At 39.7% G+C, this 18,938-nt stretch carries 19 protein-coding genes; 16 read left to right on the top strand and 3 right to left on the bottom strand.

What is annotated here, in order from left to right:
- Positions 1-335: 335 nt before the first annotated feature.
- Positions 336-1,223, top strand: a complete 888-nt coding sequence (gene fabD / locus OQ289_RS21525) for an ACP S-malonyltransferase (protein ID WP_270090885.1) — start codon at positions 336-338, stop codon at positions 1,221-1,223.
- Positions 1,224-1,378: 155 nt separating this feature from the next.
- On the opposite strand, the gene OQ289_RS21520 is transcribed toward fabD, so the two are convergent.
- The gene (locus tag OQ289_RS21520) at positions 1,379-2,107 is read right to left on the bottom strand and encodes an RDD family protein (protein ID WP_270088764.1); all 729 of its coding nucleotides are present in this window, start codon (positions 2,105-2,107) and stop codon (positions 1,379-1,381) included.
- 31 nt (positions 2,108-2,138) lie between these two features.
- Between OQ289_RS21520 and OQ289_RS21515 the strand changes: the two genes are divergently transcribed.
- The 6 genes from OQ289_RS21515 to OQ289_RS21490 are packed head-to-tail and all read left to right on the top strand — an operon-like array spanning position 2,139 to position 8,369.
- Positions 2,139-3,101, top strand: coding sequence for a stage II sporulation protein M (locus tag OQ289_RS21515; protein ID WP_270088763.1), 963 nt, complete (start codon positions 2,139-2,141; stop codon positions 3,099-3,101).
- Positions 3,092-4,009: an ABC transporter permease gene (locus OQ289_RS21510; RefSeq protein WP_270088762.1), complete on the top strand. Its 918-nt coding sequence runs from the start codon at positions 3,092-3,094 to the stop codon at positions 4,007-4,009. The genes OQ289_RS21515 and OQ289_RS21510 overlap by 10 nt, the downstream gene beginning before the upstream one ends.
- Positions 3,999-4,847, top strand: a complete 849-nt coding sequence (locus OQ289_RS21505; protein WP_270088761.1) for a hypothetical protein — start codon at positions 3,999-4,001, stop codon at positions 4,845-4,847. The genes OQ289_RS21510 and OQ289_RS21505 overlap by 11 nt, the downstream gene beginning before the upstream one ends.
- Positions 4,844-6,052: a DUF4350 domain-containing protein gene (locus tag OQ289_RS21500; RefSeq protein WP_270088760.1), complete on the top strand. Its 1,209-nt coding sequence runs from the start codon at positions 4,844-4,846 to the stop codon at positions 6,050-6,052. The genes OQ289_RS21505 and OQ289_RS21500 overlap by 4 nt, the downstream gene beginning before the upstream one ends.
- Positions 6,049-7,041, top strand: coding sequence for an AAA family ATPase (locus OQ289_RS21495; RefSeq protein WP_270088759.1), 993 nt, complete (start codon positions 6,049-6,051; stop codon positions 7,039-7,041). The genes OQ289_RS21500 and OQ289_RS21495 overlap by 4 nt, the downstream gene beginning before the upstream one ends.
- Positions 7,038-8,369 carry a DUF58 domain-containing protein gene (locus tag OQ289_RS21490; RefSeq protein WP_270088758.1) on the top strand — a complete coding sequence of 444 codons (1,332 nt, stop codon included), beginning with the start codon at positions 7,038-7,040 and terminating at the stop codon, positions 8,367-8,369. Before OQ289_RS21495 ends, OQ289_RS21490 begins: the two co-directional genes overlap by 4 nt.
- Here the strand turns inward: OQ289_RS21490 and OQ289_RS21485 are convergent.
- Both OQ289_RS21485 and metK read right to left on the bottom strand, forming a co-directional pair.
- Positions 8,361-8,765, bottom strand: a complete 405-nt coding sequence (locus tag OQ289_RS21485) for a Dabb family protein (protein ID WP_270088757.1) — start codon at positions 8,763-8,765, stop codon at positions 8,361-8,363. The genes OQ289_RS21490 and OQ289_RS21485 overlap by 9 nt on opposite strands.
- A 103-nt stretch (positions 8,766-8,868) precedes the next feature.
- Complete coding sequence (metK, locus tag OQ289_RS21480; RefSeq protein ID WP_033565698.1) at positions 8,869-10,122, bottom strand: methionine adenosyltransferase; 1,254 nt, start codon at positions 10,120-10,122, stop codon at positions 8,869-8,871.
- A 473-nt stretch (positions 10,123-10,595) separates the two neighbouring features.
- Between metK and OQ289_RS21475 the strand changes: the two genes are divergently transcribed.
- From OQ289_RS21475 to OQ289_RS21435, 9 genes are all read left to right on the top strand, one after another.
- Positions 10,596-11,474, top strand: a complete 879-nt coding sequence (locus OQ289_RS21475) for a diacylglycerol/lipid kinase family protein (protein ID WP_033565697.1) — start codon at positions 10,596-10,598, stop codon at positions 11,472-11,474.
- Between the two features lie 9 nt (positions 11,475-11,483).
- Positions 11,484-11,834, top strand: a complete 351-nt coding sequence (locus OQ289_RS21470) for a translation initiation factor (RefSeq protein ID WP_270088756.1) — start codon at positions 11,484-11,486, stop codon at positions 11,832-11,834.
- Between the two features lie 441 nt (positions 11,835-12,275).
- Positions 12,276-13,106 carry a MotA/TolQ/ExbB proton channel family protein gene (locus OQ289_RS21465; RefSeq protein ID WP_033565695.1) on the top strand — a complete coding sequence of 277 codons (831 nt, stop codon included), beginning with the start codon at positions 12,276-12,278 and terminating at the stop codon, positions 13,104-13,106.
- 93 nt (positions 13,107-13,199) lie between these two features.
- Positions 13,200-13,856, top strand: a complete 657-nt coding sequence (locus OQ289_RS21460; RefSeq protein ID WP_270088755.1) for an ExbD/TolR family protein — start codon at positions 13,200-13,202, stop codon at positions 13,854-13,856.
- A gap of 30 nt (positions 13,857-13,886) precedes the next feature.
- Positions 13,887-14,438 (top strand): ExbD/TolR family protein, encoded by a 552-nt coding sequence (locus OQ289_RS21455; RefSeq protein ID WP_033565693.1) that lies wholly within the window; start codon positions 13,887-13,889, stop codon positions 14,436-14,438.
- A 36-nt stretch (positions 14,439-14,474) separates the two neighbouring features.
- Positions 14,475-15,347: an energy transducer TonB gene (locus OQ289_RS21450; RefSeq protein WP_033565692.1), complete on the top strand. Its 873-nt coding sequence runs from the start codon at positions 14,475-14,477 to the stop codon at positions 15,345-15,347.
- Positions 15,348-15,639: 292 nt separating this feature from the next.
- A complete protein-coding gene (locus OQ289_RS21445) occupies positions 15,640-16,578 on the top strand; it encodes a PstS family phosphate ABC transporter substrate-binding protein (protein ID WP_270088754.1) in 939 nt (312 codons plus the stop codon).
- A gap of 39 nt (positions 16,579-16,617) precedes the next feature.
- A complete protein-coding gene (locus OQ289_RS21440) occupies positions 16,618-18,339 on the top strand; it encodes a tetratricopeptide repeat protein (RefSeq protein WP_270088753.1) in 1,722 nt (573 codons plus the stop codon).
- Positions 18,340-18,548: 209 nt separating this feature from the next.
- On the top strand, positions 18,549-18,929 hold the full coding sequence (locus tag OQ289_RS21435) for an NADH-quinone oxidoreductase subunit A (RefSeq protein ID WP_270088752.1): 381 nt from the start codon (positions 18,549-18,551) through the stop codon (positions 18,927-18,929).
- Positions 18,930-18,938: the final 9 nt, after the last annotated feature.

The raw sequence follows: 18,938 nt of genomic DNA, 5'->3' as shown, positions 1-18,938 counted from the left end.
CGGACTTTATACGGACTTCATTCGGATAAAAGCGAATAATATCCGATTTTAATACGTTTAAAAAACGATTAAACTACCGATTAATATTTAAGTTGATACCCACTTATATCCCAGTTATCTCCTATCTGCTGGCTCTATTTTAGATGATTGGTTGATTTTTACGTTCAAGTTTAGAATTCAAAAAGTTAATGTAAATTTGCTCAACAGAACAGTGCTGTCTAATCCATTTATGGGAAGAGCACTCATCAACAAATTAAAAAAAAGATAATAATGATGAAACCGAGTCCGCTTGTCGGAAGAGCTCTCATCAACAAATTAAAAAAAAGATAATAATGATGAAAACAGCTTACGTTTTTCCGGGTCAGGGAGCTCAATTTGTGGGTATGGGCCAAGATTTATACAATTTGAACGATGATACAAAGGCGCTATTCGAGCAAGCAAATGATATCCTTGGATTTCGCATTACAGATATTATGTTTTCGGGTACAGACGAAGAGTTGAAACAGACCAAAGTCACTCAGCCTGCGATTTTCTTACACTCCGTTATATTGGCCAAAGCTTTAGGCGATAGTTTTCAACCCAGTATGGTTGCGGGACATTCACTTGGAGAGTTTTCGGCACTTGTATCAGCAGGAGCACTGTCCTTTGAAGATGGGTTGAAGCTTGTCGCCAAACGCGCTAACGCTATGCAAAAAGCTACCGAATTGGAGCCTTCTACCATGGCAGCGATCCTGGGATTAGAAGATGGCATCGTTGAGGAAATTTGTGCTAAAGTAGAAGACACTGTTGTCGCTGCAAACTACAATTGCCCAGGGCAAGTCGTTATCTCCGGCACTGTAGCAGGGGTAGACAAAGCATGTGAATTGTTGTTGGAAGCTGGGGCAAAGCGCGCGTTGAAATTAAACGTGGGTGGTGCTTTCCATTCTCCTTTAATGGAGCCAGCACGATTGGAGCTTCAAGCAGCGATAGAAGCCGTTGAAATTCAGAGCCCCATATGTCCGATTTATCAGAATATCAATGCGCAACCTCAGACAGCTCCCGAAGTGATCAAGGAAAATTTAATAGCCCAGTTGACTGGTGCTGTTCGCTGGACGCAAACCGTTCAACAAATAATTGCTGATGGTGTTGAGGGATTTGTTGAAGTAGGTCCAGGAAATGTATTGCAAGGACTGGTTAAGAAAGTCGATCGTCAAATGCCGACTTCAGCAGCTACGGTCGCCTAGTTGCCGTACTAATAACGTATCTTTCGAAAGGCTGTATCATAAAAACATCATTGCGAGAAAAGTTTTATTGTGATACGGCCTTTTTTTGTGAAGGAGTCTCGTTAATTAGTTGGTTATCATATGTAAATCGCTTAGCTCCTTGGGAGAAGTACAGTCTATTTGTCTCTGAATAGGGCGTAGTGATCCTTGATAACTGTATCAATAAATTCTTCTGGACTTTTTTCACGTTTGACACCGAGTAGTTCTTCAATCCTAGTAGCTAAAGCTAGGATAATATTATAATCCTTTCGTTTATATCCTTTGTCGAATATATCCTTAATGGCATTTGCATCGAAATCACTTAATTTAATCACTTGTGGATAGGTAAGACTACGCTCAGTTGTAATCTCGGCAAATAAGGTGTGATTTAAGGTTGTATTTACCTTCGTGCTGATTACTGTTGTTTCAGCTGCCAGATCTCCAATGCGCTGGCCCTTTTTTGATAATATGATGCTACTTAGCCCTATCGCGCCAAAGCATAGGAAAACGTCAATAATTGAGCATACCCATCTGATAAAGTATTGATAGGCAGTCGCTCGGGTACCGTCTATTTTGACGACTTTTAGATGCATTAATTTCTTTCCCAGTGTCTGCCCAGAGAGAAAGGTTTCCAATATAAGAGGATAGAAAAGCGCAGGGAGGCTGAAAAGGCTATATAATCCAAATGTAGTCCAGCTGTCACTAAGGTTAAATACCCCGCTATAAAGCAATAAGAATAGCATGAGTAGCATATAGGATATAATGATAAGCTGATCAATTCCGAATGCCAAGATTCGAGCCCCAAGAGTCGCTAAATTATATTCAAATTTTACGTTTTGTGGGGTATTTATTAACAGCTTATTCATATATTTGAGTGTCAAAGGTGATAAATTAATTATGAGAGAAGCTTCATTTATCGAACGAAATAAGGAAAAATGGGTCTCTATCGAGCAGAATCTAGCAAATAAAAGCCAGGTCGACCCCGATGAGTTAGCTTCAAACTATATCGAACTTACAAATGATTTGGCATATGCCCAAACATTTTATCCACAAAGTAAAACAAAGGAATATCTAAATGGGCTTTCATTGCTTGCCCACCAAAAAATATATAAGGATCAAAAATCTTCCAACAATCAATTTTTTCACTTCCTTAATTACGATATCCCGTTAGCTATTTGGCAGATCAGGAAGCAGATGCTCTATTCGCTTCTTATTTTTTGTTTAGCTGTAGCGATAGGATTCCTATCCGCTCATTATGATGACCAATTTGTCCGTCTGATACTGGGTCATTCCTATGTTGATTTCACGATTGAAAAAATTAAACAGGGAGATCCGGCAGCCATCTACGATGAAGGAGGGATGATGGGTTCAGCTATTGCCATTACCATCAACAATATTAAGGTGGCATTCAACGCATTTATTTTTGGAATTTTTTACAGCATTGGTACAGGTTATATCCTTTTTTCGAATGGTATCATGCTAGGCGCTTTTCACTATATGTTTTTCAAGTATGGTGTTATGACAGAGGCGATGTCAGCTATTTGGATACACGGTACTATTGAGATTGCTGTCATTATTATTGCGGGAGCCTGTGGGCTCACATTGGGCAATAGTATCCTTTTTCCAAAATCGTATACTCGCCTAGAATCATTTAAGCAAGCCGCAAAGCGAGCCAGTAAAGTGTTGATCAGCACTGTCCCCTTTTTTATTGTGGCAGGTACGCTTGAGGGCTTTGTGACCCGATACTATCAATCTTCTGTCGCTATGTGTGTGATGATTATTGTTTTATCCTTGCTAGCGATTCTTTATTTTTATGTTTTAAGACCTTATCAATTAGCGCGAAGATTTGGATGGAGTTAAACTTTGAGTTCAAGAAAGAACGTAAGCTCGGGGAGTTCGTTCAAGATTTTGTAGACCTGCTGAAAATGGTCATTCGTCATTTCTGCGTGACCTTGTTTAGACTTGCGGTGGTGCCCCTCGCGATTATGCTCCTTTTATTTTATTATCTGACCACGAAGGTAAGTTTCAGCGGCGATTTTAGCGCGACCGATGAGTTTGGCATTTGGGGATTATTTTTTGGGATATTAGGTGTACTGATGATTTTGGTACTTGTTTTTTTCGGAATAGCCATCGAGTACTTTATTTTGCTTCGCAATCACAACAATACTAAATTTGGCTCGGCTGAGGTCTGGTCTAGCTTTAAGGCACATATTGGGACCTACCTTCGGTTCTTTGGAGCTGCGATTATTGCGACGGCCATTATCTCCATTCCGCTATTCATTGCATTTGCTATTGCTTCTTTTATTCCCATTATAGGCAGTTTTGCTGCTGGTATTTTGACGTCCTGTGTAAGTGTCTGGTTTTTCTGCGCGTTTATGCTGTATAGGGAAGGATATTACACACTTGCCGATTCTTTTACTTCGGCTTTTGATATGCTGAGAAAGAAGATATTTGACTATGGCGTCTCTTCTTATATCGTGAGTGCAATCTTTCAAATTTTATTGATGATGATGAGCTTAGTCCCTGTACTTGTTCTAGGATTGATCGCTTATAATACGATTGGTTTTGATGAACGTTTTTTCGATACGTTTTACGGTAAATTGATTGCATCCCTTGGTGGGACTATTTTTGCCATGATTATGATTGCTAGTTATATGTTTTCCGTGCTAATCTCTGGATTGATATATGAATCGGCAAAAGAACTTCGCTTTGGTGAAAATATTTATGAGACCATTGCTAATATCGGGAAGGGCGTAGATGGTCATTAGGGAGATGTATATAGGTGTACTTACATTGTTGATGCTCGGCCTACCTTGGATTGGTTGTGCGCAGACCACTGATAGTGCCCAAACCGAAAGTAGTGAAGAGGTTGTGCTGGAGGACTTAGTGCTGGACCCAGAGACAGATACCACGATTGTTAACTATAATACCCACCCCTATTGGGAAAAGGGTCACTACGATGCCGTGCCTTATGTGCCACATATCCACAAGGTGCAACCGCATGAATTTGACACTGCCTTTGCGCACTACCAAACGGATGATTTTCTTTATATCGAAAAAATATCCGATAAAATTGGGTTTTGGGATCGGCTAAAGCGACGGGTTAGCAACTTTCTGAACTCCCTATTTCCTGATTTTTATTTTCGTAATCCTGACTGGTTCTATAAGGTTCTAGGAGCTGTTGGCGTTTTATTGCTCGTATTGATTATCTATCGATTAATCTTTACTGGTCGAAAGGTTTACATCAAGCATACTGAAGAGCATGAGGATATGACGGGTGTCGAATTTGTAGAGCGCAATCTTTTGCGAGTGGACGTGAAGACTTTTATAGATCAAGCTCTTCGTGATGAAGATTATGCTTTGGCTATCCGCTATCAAAATTTGCTTAATATCCAACTTTTGGCTAATAAGGGTTTAATTGAATGGAGTCACACCAAGAGTTCCATAGAGCTTATGGCAGCGATGGAAAACGTCGAGTTGAGAAGAGATTTTGAGCTATGCAGCAATTTGTTTAATCACGTTTGGTTTGGCAGTTTTCCAATATCGAAAGCTGAGTATGAAAAGTATACCGTTTTATTCCGTGAATTTCAAATGAAATGGGCATGACAAATAATAGCAAATTCGGTATATGGATAGTCCTGTTGGTCTTGCTCACGATTGGTATCATTGACGCCATCAGTAAAAAACCTATTGATTGGGCCAAAACCTATAATCAGCGGGACAAGATTCCGTACGGATTGTATGTTGCACGAGAAGAGCTTGCTCATATCTTGGGGAATAAGGTCAGTATCACTGATACCAAAAAATCTATATATGAACTCTTGGAGGAGGATACACTTGTAAATGACCAAACGGCATTTATTTACATTGACGATTATTTTCATGTGGGTGCCACGGCTGCCAAAAAACTTTTGGAATTTGCGGCCAGTGGCGGAGAGGTTTTTATTTCAAGCAAAGACTTTGATGCCGAGCTGTTGGATACATTGAAGCTTTCGGCTACGAATCTAGACGCGTTCAAAATATCATCCAATTTGCTTTTCGAAGATGTAAGTTTTTCGCTTGGCTATAAGGGCAAAAGATTAAGATATGACAAAATAGAATATACCAATATCTTTGATTTAATCGATAGTACGAATATTAGCATCGTCGGTACTGCGTCTGTACAGCAGCATGCCATGCCCAATTTTGTGCAGATTTCCTGGGGCAAAGGGAAGGTATATCTGCATCTAGAGCCTGAAGTGTTTACTAATTATTACATGCTCAAACGGAATAATTATGAGTATGCCTCAGCAGCGTTAAAAACGTTGACTGCAAAAGATATTATCTGGTACGATAGTCATTATCAGGAAGGACAAGCAGACACCCCTCTACGGATGATTCTTTCACATCAAGGGTTGAGAGAAGCTTGGTACTTATTGTTATTTGGCTTGTTATTATTTTTAGTGTTTAAGAGTAAGCGTGAGCAACAAGCCGTTGAAATTGTAGAACCTGAGCCAAATCTTTCCAAGGAGTTTGCCAAAACCATTGCAACGCTGTATTATGAGAATGGCGAGCCTGGAAATATGGTGGATAAGAAAATTGATTATTTTTTATTCGACGTGAGACGGTCTTTTCACTTAGACACCATGGATATGGAGGACGAAAAATTCGTCAGAAGTTTGGCACTTAAGTCCGGAGTGCCTCTTGAAGATACCCAAGAGCTGATGGCCTTAATTTCAAGCTATCGTACCCGACGTGGTCTTACATTAGATGATTTAAAGACATTACATTATAAAATAGAAGAGTTTAAAACCAAATCAAATATGATATGAATGGATTGGAAAGATATATGCCTGATTTTGAAAGTCGCTTAGACCTATCTGGGCTACAGGAAAAAATGGAAGGCGTGAAGCGTGAAGTTAAAAAGGTAATCGTAGGACAGGATCAAGTCATCAATATGTTGTTGATGTCGATTTTGGCATCTGGCCATTCATTGATCGAGGGCTTGCCTGGGGTTGCGAAGACCCTTACCGCAAAATTGATTGCCAAAAGCATCCAAAGTGAGTTCAAACGTATTCAATTTACCCCTGATTTGATGCCCTCGGATGTAACGGGTTCCTCCATATTGGACCTCAAGTCCAATGAATTTGAATTTAAGCGTGGACCGATTTTTGGCAACATCATTCTAATCGACGAGATTAATCGCGCTCCAGCTAAGACACAGGCCTCATTATTCGAGTGTATGTCTGAGCAGCAGGTCACTGTAGACGGACATACGTACCGCATGCCTAGCCCTTTTCTTGTATTTGCGACACAAAATCCTATTGAGCATGAAGGTACTTATCGTCTTCCCGAAGCTCAGTTAGATCGTTTTCTTTTTAAGATTGTCATCAATTATCCGGAGTTCAGCCATGAATTGAGAATCTTACAGGAACATCAAGCGCAGAAAGCAGGCGATAAAGAGGCCCTGGTACATCCCGTTGTTACCGGTGATGAGATTATCGCTTTTCAAAATATCGTAAAGGCAGTGTACGCCCATGAAGAGGTATTGAATTATATTGCCCAGATTATCGTGCAAACGAGGGTCAATCCTAACCTTACATTGGGCGCCTCCCCTCGGGCCTCGATTGCTATTCTCGAGGCGTCAAAATCTTCTGCCGCTCTTTTGGGGCGAGACTTTATTACACCAGACGATGTAAAATATGTAGCGCCTGCAATCTTAGGTCATCGGGTCATGCTAACGCCAGAGAAGGAGATGGAGGGATTTACGACTGAATATATGATTAAGCAAATTGTTGATGGTGTAGAAATTCCACGATGATAACATTTATAAGAAGACTCTATTTTACCAACCAGTTTTTCTACTCCCTTTTGGGAATGGCTTTCCTGTTTGCCGCTTCTTTTTTTATGCCCCTTTTTATATGGGGCGCTACAGCTGTATTTTGGTTGCTTTTTGTAGCCTGTATCTGGGATATTCTGTTTCTACATTTTGGTAAGAATAGTGTTTTTCTAACGCGTAAATATCCAGAAAAACTGTCCAATGGGGACTTAAATACCTTCGAGTTGGAGGTTTTCAGCACTTACCCCATTACTGTGCGTGTTCGGGTACTGGAGGAATATCCCATACAATTGCAAGTTCGGAAAAATGAATTTAGTTTTTCCCTTCGCCCCCAATTGCACAAACACCTTACTTACCAACTTCGCCCAACAACACGGGGGATATACATTTTCAACCGTTGCCATGCACTGATCAGGCATTTGGGTTTTTTTGAAAGAAAGTTTGTGTTAGAGCAGCCGCTTTCCATTCCTTGTTACCCTTCGTTTATACAGATGCGTAAATATCAATTGATGGCTACCACCGATCGGTTGAAAGAATTGGGTGTGAAACGCATCAGAAAGATTGGGTCTACCCTGGAGTTTGACCATGTTCGCGAATATGTGCGGGGCGATGAGTATAGATTTATGAATTGGAAAGCTTCTGCAAAGCATAAGAAGCTCATGGTCAATCAGTATCAAGAAGAGAAATCACAACCCATCTACGCTTTCATCGATGTGGGGAGGGTGATGCGTATGCCTTTTGAAGAGATGACTTTATTGGATTATGCGATAAATGCGACATTGGTGCTCTCTAATGCCGCGATTCTCAAAGAGGACAGGGCGGGAATGTTGACCTTTTCAAAGCAGGTGGGTAATCATATTCCCCCAGAGAAGCGGAATAAACAAATGCAAAAGATTTCAGAGGCTCTTTATGGTATCAATACGCTATTTGAAGAGTCTGAATTTGGGAATCTGTATGCCTTTGCCAACAAGCATATCAATAAGCGGTCACTTATCTTTGTCTACACGAATTTTGAAACACAGGATAGCCTTAATAGACAGATAGCCTATCTAAAGATGTTGAATAAGACACACATCATCGTTGTTGTCGTCTTTAAGAATACAGAATTGATTCAAATGGCCAAGGAGGCTGGACACCGTACGATTGATATATACAACCAAATTATAGCCGAAAAATTCGTTTACGAGAAGAGCCTGATTATACAGGAACTACACCGCCACGGGATTCAGACCATTTATACGGCTCCTGAGCAGTTGACGATTAATTCGATTAACAAATATTTGGAGATTAAAGCTCGAGGATTAATCTAATAACGTATCATATACGACTACTTTAGTCCAATTGCTACTATAATCTTTTATAGCCTTTAAGTGTATAGGATGATTTTCATAGGTGTTGATATGGTCCATATGGTCAAATACAACAATTAAATTGTATGTCCAAGTTTGATCCACCACAGGCCTAGGATTGGTAGGAGCCGGTCGGCCATATTTTAAACTTACGACATCGGGTATTGTTTTGAGCGCTTCGAAAAAAGCTGCGAAGGCGGTGATTTCTTTTTCTGTTGACCCTTCTTTCAACCAAAAATATACCGAATGTACGATTTGAGATTTGACGACGTTATTGCTATCCGCAGATACCGTAGTGGTCAATGCCGTAGTGCCGATTAAACTAGCGGTAGATTGGATAAATGTTCTTCTTTTCATCGTTTTGAAGGTTTTGCTGTATACAATAAAGATAGGGATAAAAGAGGAATTATATCAAAAAAAGAAGCCTATCTTGGAGGCTTCTTTTTTCGGTATCGTGTTATCAAAGCTTGAAAGCTTCTTTTATTTTATCTACGTAATCTAATTTTTCCCAAGTGAACAGGTTGACTTCGACAACTTTCTGCTCACCATTGCTATTTTCAAACGTCTTGGTGACGGTCAGTGGCGTTCTACCCATGTGACCGTATGCTGCCGTCTCCGAGTATATTGGGTTGCGAAGCCCGAGCCTAGTTTCAATACCGTATGGCGTCATATCGAATAGATTTGCTATTTCTTGCGCAATCTGTCCATCTGATAAATTCACTTTGCTTGTTCCATACGTGTTGACATAGATTCCCATTGGATCTTTTACTCCAATAGCATAGGACACCTGCACGAGGATTTCTTCTGCTACCCCAGCAGCTACTAGGTTTTTGGCAATGTGACGTGTGGCGTATGCTGCTGAACGATCTACTTTGGATGGGTCTTTTCCGGAAAAAGCGCCTCCACCATGCGCCCCTTTACCACCGTAGGTATCTACAATAATTTTTCTTCCTGTCAAGCCCGTATCACCATGTGGGCCTCCAATGACAAATTTGCCTGTAGGATTGATATGAAACTTGATGTTGTCATCAAATAAAAGTTGTAACTCGGGTTTGAGCTGTTCTTTCACTCGAGGGATCAATATCGCTTTGATATCTTCCGTGATTTTTTTCAACATTGCAGACTCTTCGTCGAAGTCGTCATGTTGAGTCGAAATGACGATTGTATCGATGCGGACAGGTTTGTGGTGACTGTCATATTCTAAGGTCACCTGAGATTTTGCATCGGGACGTAAATATGTAATTTCTTCGTTCTCTCGGCGCAAGGCCGCAAGTTCATACAACAATCGATGAGATAGGTCAAGCGCTAGAGGCATGTAGTTCTCCGTTTCGTTGGTCGCATATCCGAACATGATTCCTTGATCTCCAGCTCCTTGGTCTTGTTTTGACTTGCGGTCCACTCCTTGGTTAATATCTGCAGACTGCTCATGGATAGCAGATAATACGCCACAGGAATTCGCTTCAAACATGTACGCGGACTTGGTGTAACCTATCTTTTCGATTACATTGCGGGCGATTTTCTGCACATCTAAATATATCTTGGATTTAACTTCGCCGGCAAGTACCACTTGACCTGTAGTCACAAGTGTCTCGATGGCAACACGCGCATCCTCATCCCAAGCAAGAAAGTTGTCTATTAAAGCATCTGAAATTTGATCGGCAACTTTGTCTGGGTGTCCTTCTGAGACCGATTCTGAAGTAAATAAATAAGCCATAAGTATCTTAATTAATGTAAGATGATTCGGCAAGGGAAAAAAATCACAGATAAGTGAAAAACACAGAAGTTGATAGGTCTTAGCACTTTTTTACTGTGGTTGCAATCTCCAGTCATGGAATATTATCCATTGACGCAAATCAATCCACAAATTGTTGCGCAAATCTACGACTCTTTACCGAATTTTAAAATTCAATTTTGTAGTCAGCAAGTCAAAATGAAACCGTTAGTCTAAAGCAAGGATTTGAATATTCTTTTTCGAATGGCGTGAACACTTGAAATACCCCTATAGTATAGATTACACAAACACGAATGAAAAATCGTTTGATATTCCATCTCACAAATCAAGTAGGGTCTGTCGCAATTGGAGAACGAATCAAATAGATATGAAAGTGACTTGATATTGTACATCCTTTCGCCTAATATAGGGGCTTTTGTCTATCTTTATCCGGTAAAAGTTTAAGAGACACCTGTATGGCCGAAAGAAAGCGAATATTATTTGTAATCAACCCTATCTCCGGAGGACGAAGGAAGACTGCATTCAATAAGCAGGTGTTGGAAGTTTTAGATTTAGAGAAGTTTAATCCTACTTTTCAACAGACAAATCACCCCAATCACGCATATGAATTGGGTTTGAAAGCCATTCAAGAGGGCTATGATGCGGTAGTTGCTGTCGGAGGGGACGGCACCATCAATGAGCTGGGGTCAGCATTGGTCGGTTCTGGGATCCCATTAGGGATTATTCCCGAAGGCTCTGGGAATGGCCTTGCCCTTTATTTGGGAATTCCTATGAATGAAAGTGCGGCACTGAGGAGGTTGAATCGATTTGAATCAGTCGAAGTGGATTCTGGAATTATTAATGGTCGGAATTTTTTCAATATTGCAGGAATTGGTTTTGATGCATCCGTTAGCGATAGATTTGCAAATGAAAATATCAGAGGGCCAATCGGCTATTTAAAATCCGTTATCAACGTATTGACAAATTATAAGCCCTGCACATACAAGCTCACCATTGACGGAGTGCCATATGAACGTGAGGCTTTTATGATTAGTGTGGCCAATTCTCCGCAATATGGCAATAACGCTTATATTGCTCCACAAGCGTCGGTTAATGACGGATTGCTGGATGTCTGTATTGTGCATAAATTCCCACTTTATACATTGCCAATGATGGTTTTTCACCTTTTCAATAAATCTGCCGATCAATCTGAATATGTCGAGATTATTCCCGGAAAGGAGATTTATATCGAGCGCGAGCAGGATGGTGCGGCGCATGTAGATGGTGAGCCTTTTGAACTAGGAAAAAAATTGGATATCAAAATTTTACCTAAGTCACTTCGAATAATTTGCTAAATTAGTATTATGAGTAAACAAAAGAAACAACGATTTGAAGGAATAGTATATTCTACCTCTGATGACTTTGAGTATCTAGGGGGAGAGTTGGCCGAGGAGGCTGATACATTGCCCCCAAACAAACAGCAGCTCAAAGTGATGCTGGATAAGAAGATGAGAAAGGGTAAAGTTGTTACAATTGTTGCTGGTTTCATCGGTGCTGAGTCCGATTTGGAAATTCTAGGCAAGAAGCTCAAACAAAAATGTGGAGTAGGGGGTACAGCTAAGAATGGTGAAATAATGGTACAAGGAGATTTTAAACAAAAAATAGTTGAATTATTGAACGCAGAAGGATATAAAGTCAAAGTGGTTGGTGGATAGTGGTTTAGCCTTGGTTCTTCGTTTGTTTGTTGGTATTTGTAACGGCCTTGATATAATATAACACATAATTTGACGTTAAAAAAACACTTGGTATTTGAAAGATTGGTGTGAGTAACCACTTACTTATTTTTAACACTTAATGATTTATTAATTTGGATATCAAAAAAAAAATGGTTTTCATTGTAAAATATTACAGCATTACGCATGGCTTTGACATGATAAGACTGATGGACAATGATTCTGCTGATGGATTGTTCGTAATTAGAGTTCAAAGTTAAATGCAGAATTTAATAAATTGTATTTTAATGCAGCATTAATTTTGTTTTTACTACAAAATGCTATATTTGTTTCTCATATGGACAACAAATAGAGAATTGAATTGCACATAATTGAATTAAACATTATATTAAACAACAGTAAAAAATCTAAAATTTAGTAAAAATGGCAAACGCACCAAAAACAACTAGTCCTGCAAAGCAAGAGAGCGGAAATTCAGGTTCCCTATTTGCAAGTTTAGCAATCATCATTTGTTTCATTGTTGGTTTCATCGTATGGAAATATGTGATGGGAGCTCCATCTAACTTCCAAGAAGGAAACCCAGAAAATCAACCACTACAAGGAAATTACTTAGGAATGGTTTACCACGCAGGAGCAGTAGTACCGGTTCTGATCGGGTTGTTCTTGATGGTTTGGGTATTCTCTATCGAACGCTTTATCGTTATCAACAAAGCTTCAGGTACTGGTAATGTTGGAAACTTCGTAAGAAAAGTACAAGTATTAATCAACGGTGGTAATATTGACACAGCTATTGCGGAATGTGACAAACAAAAAGGTTCAGTAGCGAACGTAATCAAAGCAGGATTGTTGAAATACAAAGATGTATCTGCAAACACAGGATTAGATGCTGAAAAATCAGCTGTAGCTATCCAAAAAGAAATTGAAGAGACTACAGCATTGGAAATGCCAATGTTAGAGAAAAACTTGAACGTTATCGCTACATTAGTTTCTATTGGTACATTGACAGGTCTATTGGGTACAGTAACAGGTATGATCAAGGCCTTCTCAGCTTTGGCAACAGGTGGTGCTCCAGATTCAGCTAAATTAGCAAACGGTATCTCTGAGGCCCTTATCAATACAGCAACAGGTATCGCAACTTCAACTTTTGCAATCGTTATGTACAACATCTTGACTGCAAAAATCGACAAATTAACTTACTCAATTGACGAGGCTGGTTTCTCAATCGTACAAACGTACGCTGCTAACCACAAATAAGATTTGCTTTTTTTCAGATTCTTTATGGAATCTGAAAACTAAAAGCATCATATAGTCAAAGGATTGAGTAATTAATTTTAGAAGTAAAGAAAAATGGGAAAAGCAAAAGTAAAAAGATCAAGTACGTCCATCGACATGACGGCGATGTGTGACGTATCGTTCTTGCTTCTTACATTCTTCGTATTGACATCTACAGCGCGTCAACCAGAAGCGTTCCCTGTTGATACTCCTGCTTCCACTACAAAAGATAAATTACCAGATACCAATCTTGGAGTTATCACAATCGGTGGGGAAGGTAAAGTATTCTTCGGAGTAAAGGAACGTGAAGTCCGCAAAAGGATGTTGGAAAGAATGTCCGCAAAATACAATGTCCAGTTCTCTGCAGAGGATTACGAGAAATTTGAGCTTAGCGAAGATTTCGGTGTTCCAATTAAGAATCTGCGTCAGTTGTTGACCCTTGAGTCGAGTCAACGAGTACTACCGGGCGTGCAAACGGGAATTCCTGTAGATAGCACGGAGAATAATACGAACGAATTGTATCATTGGGTACAGTCAGCAAGACTAGCTACTGCTGAAATCACAAAGGAAAAGGAAGGCGAAAAGAATTTCGTTGATCCAGGACCGATGAAGATTGCAATCAAAGCAGATGCTAATGAAAAATATCCATCCGTTAATTTAGTCATTGAGACACTTCGTAATCAGAAACAAAATAAATTCAGTTTTGTAACTGGGTTGAAAGGTAATGAATAATCGGGGTCTCATTAAATAGATAAAAGAAAAATGGCAGAATTAAATCAAGACTCCGGTAAAAAGGGGAAAGGTGGCAAAGTAAGAAGTAAGAAATCCGGTGGTAAGGTCGATTTGACCGCCATGGTAGATCTTGCGTTTTTATTGATTACCTTCTTCATGTTGACCACGTCTTTAAACAAGCCTCAAGCGATGGACGTTGCGATGCCTGATAAGAATAAGATGGATGCTTCCGACAATTTAGAGATTGCGGATAATCGTTCTATTACCTTACTATTGGGTTCAGATAATAAGATTTTATGGTATTACGGACAATTAAAAAGTCCGATAACACCTCCGACAGCTATAGATTATAGCACAGAGGGATTGCGTAAAGTCATTACTGAAATGAAAGCAAAAGTTCCGGCTGCCGCTGGAGGAAAGGATTTGATCGTAGTAATCAGACCAAGTGAGAAATCTGTACAACGTAATCTAGTCGATGTATTGGACGAGATGAAAATTGTAGATATCAAACGCTATATGATTTCTAAAATCACTCCAGAGGAAATAGATTTGTTAAAGCGTGAGAATTTGTATAACGATTAGTATTATAGATACTTAAACGCAAAAAAATAAGAAATTATGTTTGGTTCAAAATTAGATTTATTCAAAAAGGAATGGCTAGACGTTGTTTTTGCGAATAGAAATAGAGAGTACGGAGCTTACCAGCTACGTAAACTGGCGCCAAGAGCTACTAACATTGGTTTAGTAATCGTAATTGGAGTGGTTATTCTCTTGAGTATTCCAAAGATTTTCAACATCAAGTTGATTCCTGATAAGCCGGTCGAACCACCTCCTGTGATCACAGAAGTGACATTGGAAGACTTGGTGATTCCGGAGCCAGAAGAGGAAGAAGAGCCTCTTCCGGTGGAAGAACAGCCTCAGCGTATCGCTCAGGAGCCACCAGCGGAAGACCTTATACGTTTCCCGGAGCCGAAGGTAGTACCTAAAAACCAAGTAAAGGAAGAGGTTGCTGCTCAGGAAGAATTCAAGGATGACAAGAAGACCCCTGCACGCCTTACTTTGAAAGGTACTAAAGGAGCTTCTGGTGTCCCAACCGGAGAATTTGGTCCTAAGAAAGTTGATGGTGCTGTGACAGGTACAGAGAAAGGAACTCCTGACGGAGCAGGTACAAATGAAATCTTTACTGCGGTAGAGGTCAACCCTGAGCCACCAGGTGGAATGAAGTCCTTCATGAAGTGGATTGGTGACAATTACCAATACCCAGCTGCGGCAACGGAGCAAGGTGTAAATGGTGTGGTACAAGTTTCATTTGTCGTGGAGAAAGACGGTAGCCTTACAGATATCAAGGTGATTCGTGACTTGCAGTACGGTACAGGACAGGCTGCTGTTACTTTGTTGAAAAAGGCAAAGAAATGGTCTCCAGGCATCCAGAATGGACGCCCGGTGCGTGTGGCCTACACACTACCAATTCGATTAAATATTGTTAATTAATAATTTGGTGACAAATAGTAATTTTAACAGTTCAAATTATAGACAGAAATCGCCTCTAAAGCGATTTCTGTCCATTTTAGGACTATTTATGTTCGGCCTTTATTTTACATTGGGCCTGTTGATTATCTTTTGGAATAAGTTTCCATTGGATATAAACCCAACTTATCGCACGTTCTTCGGAATCTTACTGATCGTTTATTCTTTCATGCGGTTTGCAAGGTTGTGGCAGAACAACTTTAGGAATTAATATTCCTGTTTAATCTTTTTACTAAATCTATAGTCATAAGTCGATATGATACGTAAAATTAATTTTCAGATTATTTTGTCTTTAATATTGTTCGTCACAGTCAGTACATCGTGCGCTAATCGCAAAACGGCAGACGAGGATGACGCAAAGCATGGCGATATATTGAAGGGGCAGCTACCCGTTATTGTCGATGAGACTTTGATACCTATTGTCAAGGAACAGGTTGATGTTTTTCAAAATTCATATAAGGAATCAAAAATTCAGCTTATTGGCGCGCCGGAGGTAAAGGGTATCAATTTGATGTTGCAGGGACGCGCAAAGACAGCTATTATGACCCGGACATTGAACGAAGTAGAAGAAGATTATTTTAAAAAGAAGTCTGTCACTCCAAAAATATTTCAGATTGCAACAGATGCTGTAGTTTTTGTAGTGAATGATAGCCGTCCCGACACGAGTATTAGCGTAGAAAGCGTGTTAAGAATCTTAAAGGGGGAAAATATAGGCGCTGATTATTCGTTAATATTGGATAATGTAAACTCTAGTACATTAAGGCAGTTGAAAGAGATTGGTAAGGTGGAAAAGATTTCATCCCAGTATGTGAAAGCAATGGAAAATGGCGATGAAGTGCTTTCTTATATCGCACAACATACGGACGGTATAGGCGTTATAGGATACAATCAATGGTTAAATGCAAAACGATCTTTTAAAAATATAGAGAAAATTCGTACCTTAAGCGTTCAAAATTCACTGACTAAAGATGGCGATGGTAAATTTTACCGTCCTAATCAGTCAAATTTGGCAGCAGGTTTGTATGCATTAAGTCGTCCAGTGTATATTTTGAACTATCAACCTGACATGGGACTTGGGCTGGGATTCTCCGCCTTCGTAACTGGAGATCGTGGACAACGCATTATGCTTAAAGCAGATTTGGTCCCGGCAACAATGCCAGGAAGAGAAATTATTATTAGGGATAAAGTGGAATAATTCGTTAATTAGAAAATATAAATAGAACACAAATAGATTATGACAAAAAGCAAATTATTTTTAAGTCTATTATTTGCAGGAGCTGTTGGAACAGCAAGTGCACAGAGCTTGAAAGATGCTCAGGCAGCGATGGAGGCCGAGCAATATGATAAAGCAAAAGTGATGTTGGAGAATTTGGTGCAAAAGAAACCAAAGGATGGAGAGAATTATTTTTATTTAGGTCAGATTTATCTTGTGAATGATCGGGTTGATTCTGCTGCTATTATCTTCAACAATGGATTGACAAATGACCCGAAAAACATTCAATTGAATACAGTTGGTTTGGGAATTGTTGATTTGAAGAACAATAATCAAGCGGCAGCCGAACAAAAATTCACGACAGCGACTTCTGATTTAGGCAAGAAGGACTACCTCCCATTATATTTTTCAGGTCGTGCATTGATCGATGCTCCGAAGCCAGATTTTGCTAAAGCATTGGAATACTTGACTCAGGCCAAAGCCAAGAATGCAAAGGATGCATTGGTTCCTTTAGCACTAGGTGATGCATATGCGGGCATGAATGAGTCAAGCTTGGCTTATGTTCAATATCGTGATGCCCTTACATTAGATGAAGGTTTGTTACGGGCCAAAATCGGACAGGCTGTTATTACACGTAGAGCACAAGCTTACGATGTGGCTATTGAGCAATTAAATGCGTTGACACAGGAGTTTGCTGCCTATGCACCGACTTTCCGTGAATTGGCGGAAACGTATCGTGCATCTTCTTTAAAAGAAGACGATGAGGAGAAATATAAAGCAATCAACAAGCAGGGGGTAGATGCATATAAAAAATACTTGGACCTTACAGGAGATAAATCTTTAGAGGCCAAAATTAGATATGCGGATTTCTTGGTATATGCACGTGAGTACGCGGAGTTGAAAAAAGTTTCTGAAGAATTGGCACAAAACCCTGATGTAGATCCAAAAATCTATCGTTACTTAGGTTATGGCGCTTATAACCAGGATAAAGACTATGCAAAATCATTGGAGTATTTGAACTCCCTATTTGCTAAAATGAAGCCAGAGCGTATCATTTCCCGTGACTACTTGTTCGCTGGATTGGCTAATATTGGTGTAGCAGCAGCTGATACTACAGGTGCTTCTGTGGCAAATAGAGATAAAGGAATAGAGCTTTTGAAAAAAGCTATAGAGATGGATAAAGATGAGTTGTTGCCAGAAGTTGCTGAAACGGCATTTGCAAAGTACCAGGATCAAGATATGGCAGCTGCTGCTATGATTTTTGAGATTCCTGCTTCCATGCCAGAGTCAGAGTACTACTATGATGCGAACTACTACATCGGCGAAATCAACTATAATTTAGGACAGAAAAAAGTTGCTGCTGAAGAAGATGGTAAAGTTTACTTTGATAAAGCGGACAAAGGATTTGGAGTTGTTGTTGCAGCTACGAAACAAGAAGTTGTAGATAAGTATTTGATTCCAGCACTTTACTACAGAGGATTTGCGCAATTAGGTTTAGACAACATTGCTGAGCCTGAAAAAATACAGGGATTATTTGTTCCTTCATTTACTAAGTTGATTGAAGTGATCAAGGCAAAGCCAGCTGATGCAAAATATAATGAATATTTGGTAGACGCAAACAACTACCTTGGTTACTACAACTACGCAAAAGGTGACAATGCTAAAGCAAAGGAGCATTTCCAAGCGACGTTGAGCATCAATCCAGAAGATGAGTTTGCAAAGTCTTATATTGAAGCTTTGTAATTCTTACAAAATCATATTGATAGAGACGGCCGATTTTTTATCGGCCGTCTTTTTTTGTGTAAAAATTTGAATGGGTAAAAGTCACGATGATGCTCTTGCGCATCTGCGTCTTGGGTAAGTGTAGATAATACATCACTGAGACTGCTACAGCCTTGTATTTTAGCGGATAAATGCTTAAGTTTAGGGCGTAAATAACCAAAAATAAACGCATGGAAACTGTAAACCTCGCAAATGCTCCGATTGACTATTTACCCATATTGATCCAACTTGTTGTGGCAGTGGGATTTGGTGTTGGTACCATTATCATCACACACATGATTGGACCTAAAGTTAAGACTGAAAATAAGCTCTCTTCATTTGAATCGGGAGTCGAGGTCAAGGGGAATGCACGTCAACCTTTTTCGATTAAGTACTTCGTTGTGGCAATCTTGTTCGTAATTTTCGATATCGAAGTCATCTTTATGTACCCTTGGGCGGTCAATTTTAGGGAATTTGGGATGCAAGGATTAATAGAGATGTTTGTTTTCATGGGCATATTGCTTTTGGGCTTCATCTACATTATCAAGAAGAAGGCACTGGATTGGGATTAGAATAATTCT

The sequence above is a fragment of the Sphingobacterium sp. SYP-B4668 genome, assembly GCF_027627455.1.
Classification (GTDB): Bacteria; Bacteroidota; Bacteroidia; order Sphingobacteriales; family Sphingobacteriaceae; genus Sphingobacterium.
The sequence above is the reverse complement of the archived record's forward strand: the minus strand, read 5'-3'. Positions and strand labels throughout refer to the sequence as shown.

What these genes read in the sequence shown, in the direction of transcription:
- metK (WP_033565698.1), bottom strand. Translation starts at nt 10,122, where the DNA reads ATGGCTTATTTATTTACTTCAGAATCGGTCTCAGAAGGACACCCAGAC.
- OQ289_RS21490 (WP_270088758.1), top strand. Translation starts at nt 7,038, where the DNA reads ATGATAACATTTATAAGAAGACTCTATTTTACCAACCAGTTTTTCTAC.
- fabD (WP_270090885.1), top strand. Translation starts at nt 336, where the DNA reads ATGAAAACAGCTTACGTTTTTCCGGGTCAGGGAGCTCAATTTGTGGGT.
- OQ289_RS21435 (WP_270088752.1), top strand. Translation starts at nt 18,549, where the DNA reads ATGGAAACTGTAAACCTCGCAAATGCTCCGATTGACTATTTACCCATA.
- OQ289_RS21445 (WP_270088754.1), top strand. Translation starts at nt 15,640, where the DNA reads ATGATACGTAAAATTAATTTTCAGATTATTTTGTCTTTAATATTGTTC.
- OQ289_RS21475 (WP_033565697.1), top strand. Translation starts at nt 10,596, where the DNA reads ATGGCCGAAAGAAAGCGAATATTATTTGTAATCAACCCTATCTCCGGA.
- OQ289_RS21455 (WP_033565693.1), top strand. Translation starts at nt 13,887, where the DNA reads ATGGCAGAATTAAATCAAGACTCCGGTAAAAAGGGGAAAGGTGGCAAA.
- OQ289_RS21515 (WP_270088763.1), top strand. Translation starts at nt 2,139, where the DNA reads ATGAGAGAAGCTTCATTTATCGAACGAAATAAGGAAAAATGGGTCTCT.
- OQ289_RS21460 (WP_270088755.1), top strand. Translation starts at nt 13,200, where the DNA reads ATGGGAAAAGCAAAAGTAAAAAGATCAAGTACGTCCATCGACATGACG.
- OQ289_RS21510 (WP_270088762.1), top strand. Translation starts at nt 3,092, where the DNA reads ATGGAGTTAAACTTTGAGTTCAAGAAAGAACGTAAGCTCGGGGAGTTC.
- OQ289_RS21495 (WP_270088759.1), top strand. Translation starts at nt 6,049, where the DNA reads ATGAATGGATTGGAAAGATATATGCCTGATTTTGAAAGTCGCTTAGAC.
- OQ289_RS21500 (WP_270088760.1), top strand. Translation starts at nt 4,844, where the DNA reads ATGACAAATAATAGCAAATTCGGTATATGGATAGTCCTGTTGGTCTTG.
- OQ289_RS21485 (WP_270088757.1), bottom strand. Translation starts at nt 8,765, where the DNA reads ATGAAAAGAAGAACATTTATCCAATCTACCGCTAGTTTAATCGGCACT.
- OQ289_RS21470 (WP_270088756.1), top strand. Translation starts at nt 11,484, where the DNA reads ATGAGTAAACAAAAGAAACAACGATTTGAAGGAATAGTATATTCTACC.
- OQ289_RS21520 (WP_270088764.1), bottom strand. Translation starts at nt 2,107, where the DNA reads ATGAATAAGCTGTTAATAAATACCCCACAAAACGTAAAATTTGAATAT.
- OQ289_RS21450 (WP_033565692.1), top strand. Translation starts at nt 14,475, where the DNA reads ATGTTTGGTTCAAAATTAGATTTATTCAAAAAGGAATGGCTAGACGTT.
- OQ289_RS21440 (WP_270088753.1), top strand. Translation starts at nt 16,618, where the DNA reads ATGACAAAAAGCAAATTATTTTTAAGTCTATTATTTGCAGGAGCTGTT.
- OQ289_RS21505 (WP_270088761.1), top strand. Translation starts at nt 3,999, where the DNA reads ATGGTCATTAGGGAGATGTATATAGGTGTACTTACATTGTTGATGCTC.
- OQ289_RS21465 (WP_033565695.1), top strand. Translation starts at nt 12,276, where the DNA reads ATGGCAAACGCACCAAAAACAACTAGTCCTGCAAAGCAAGAGAGCGGA.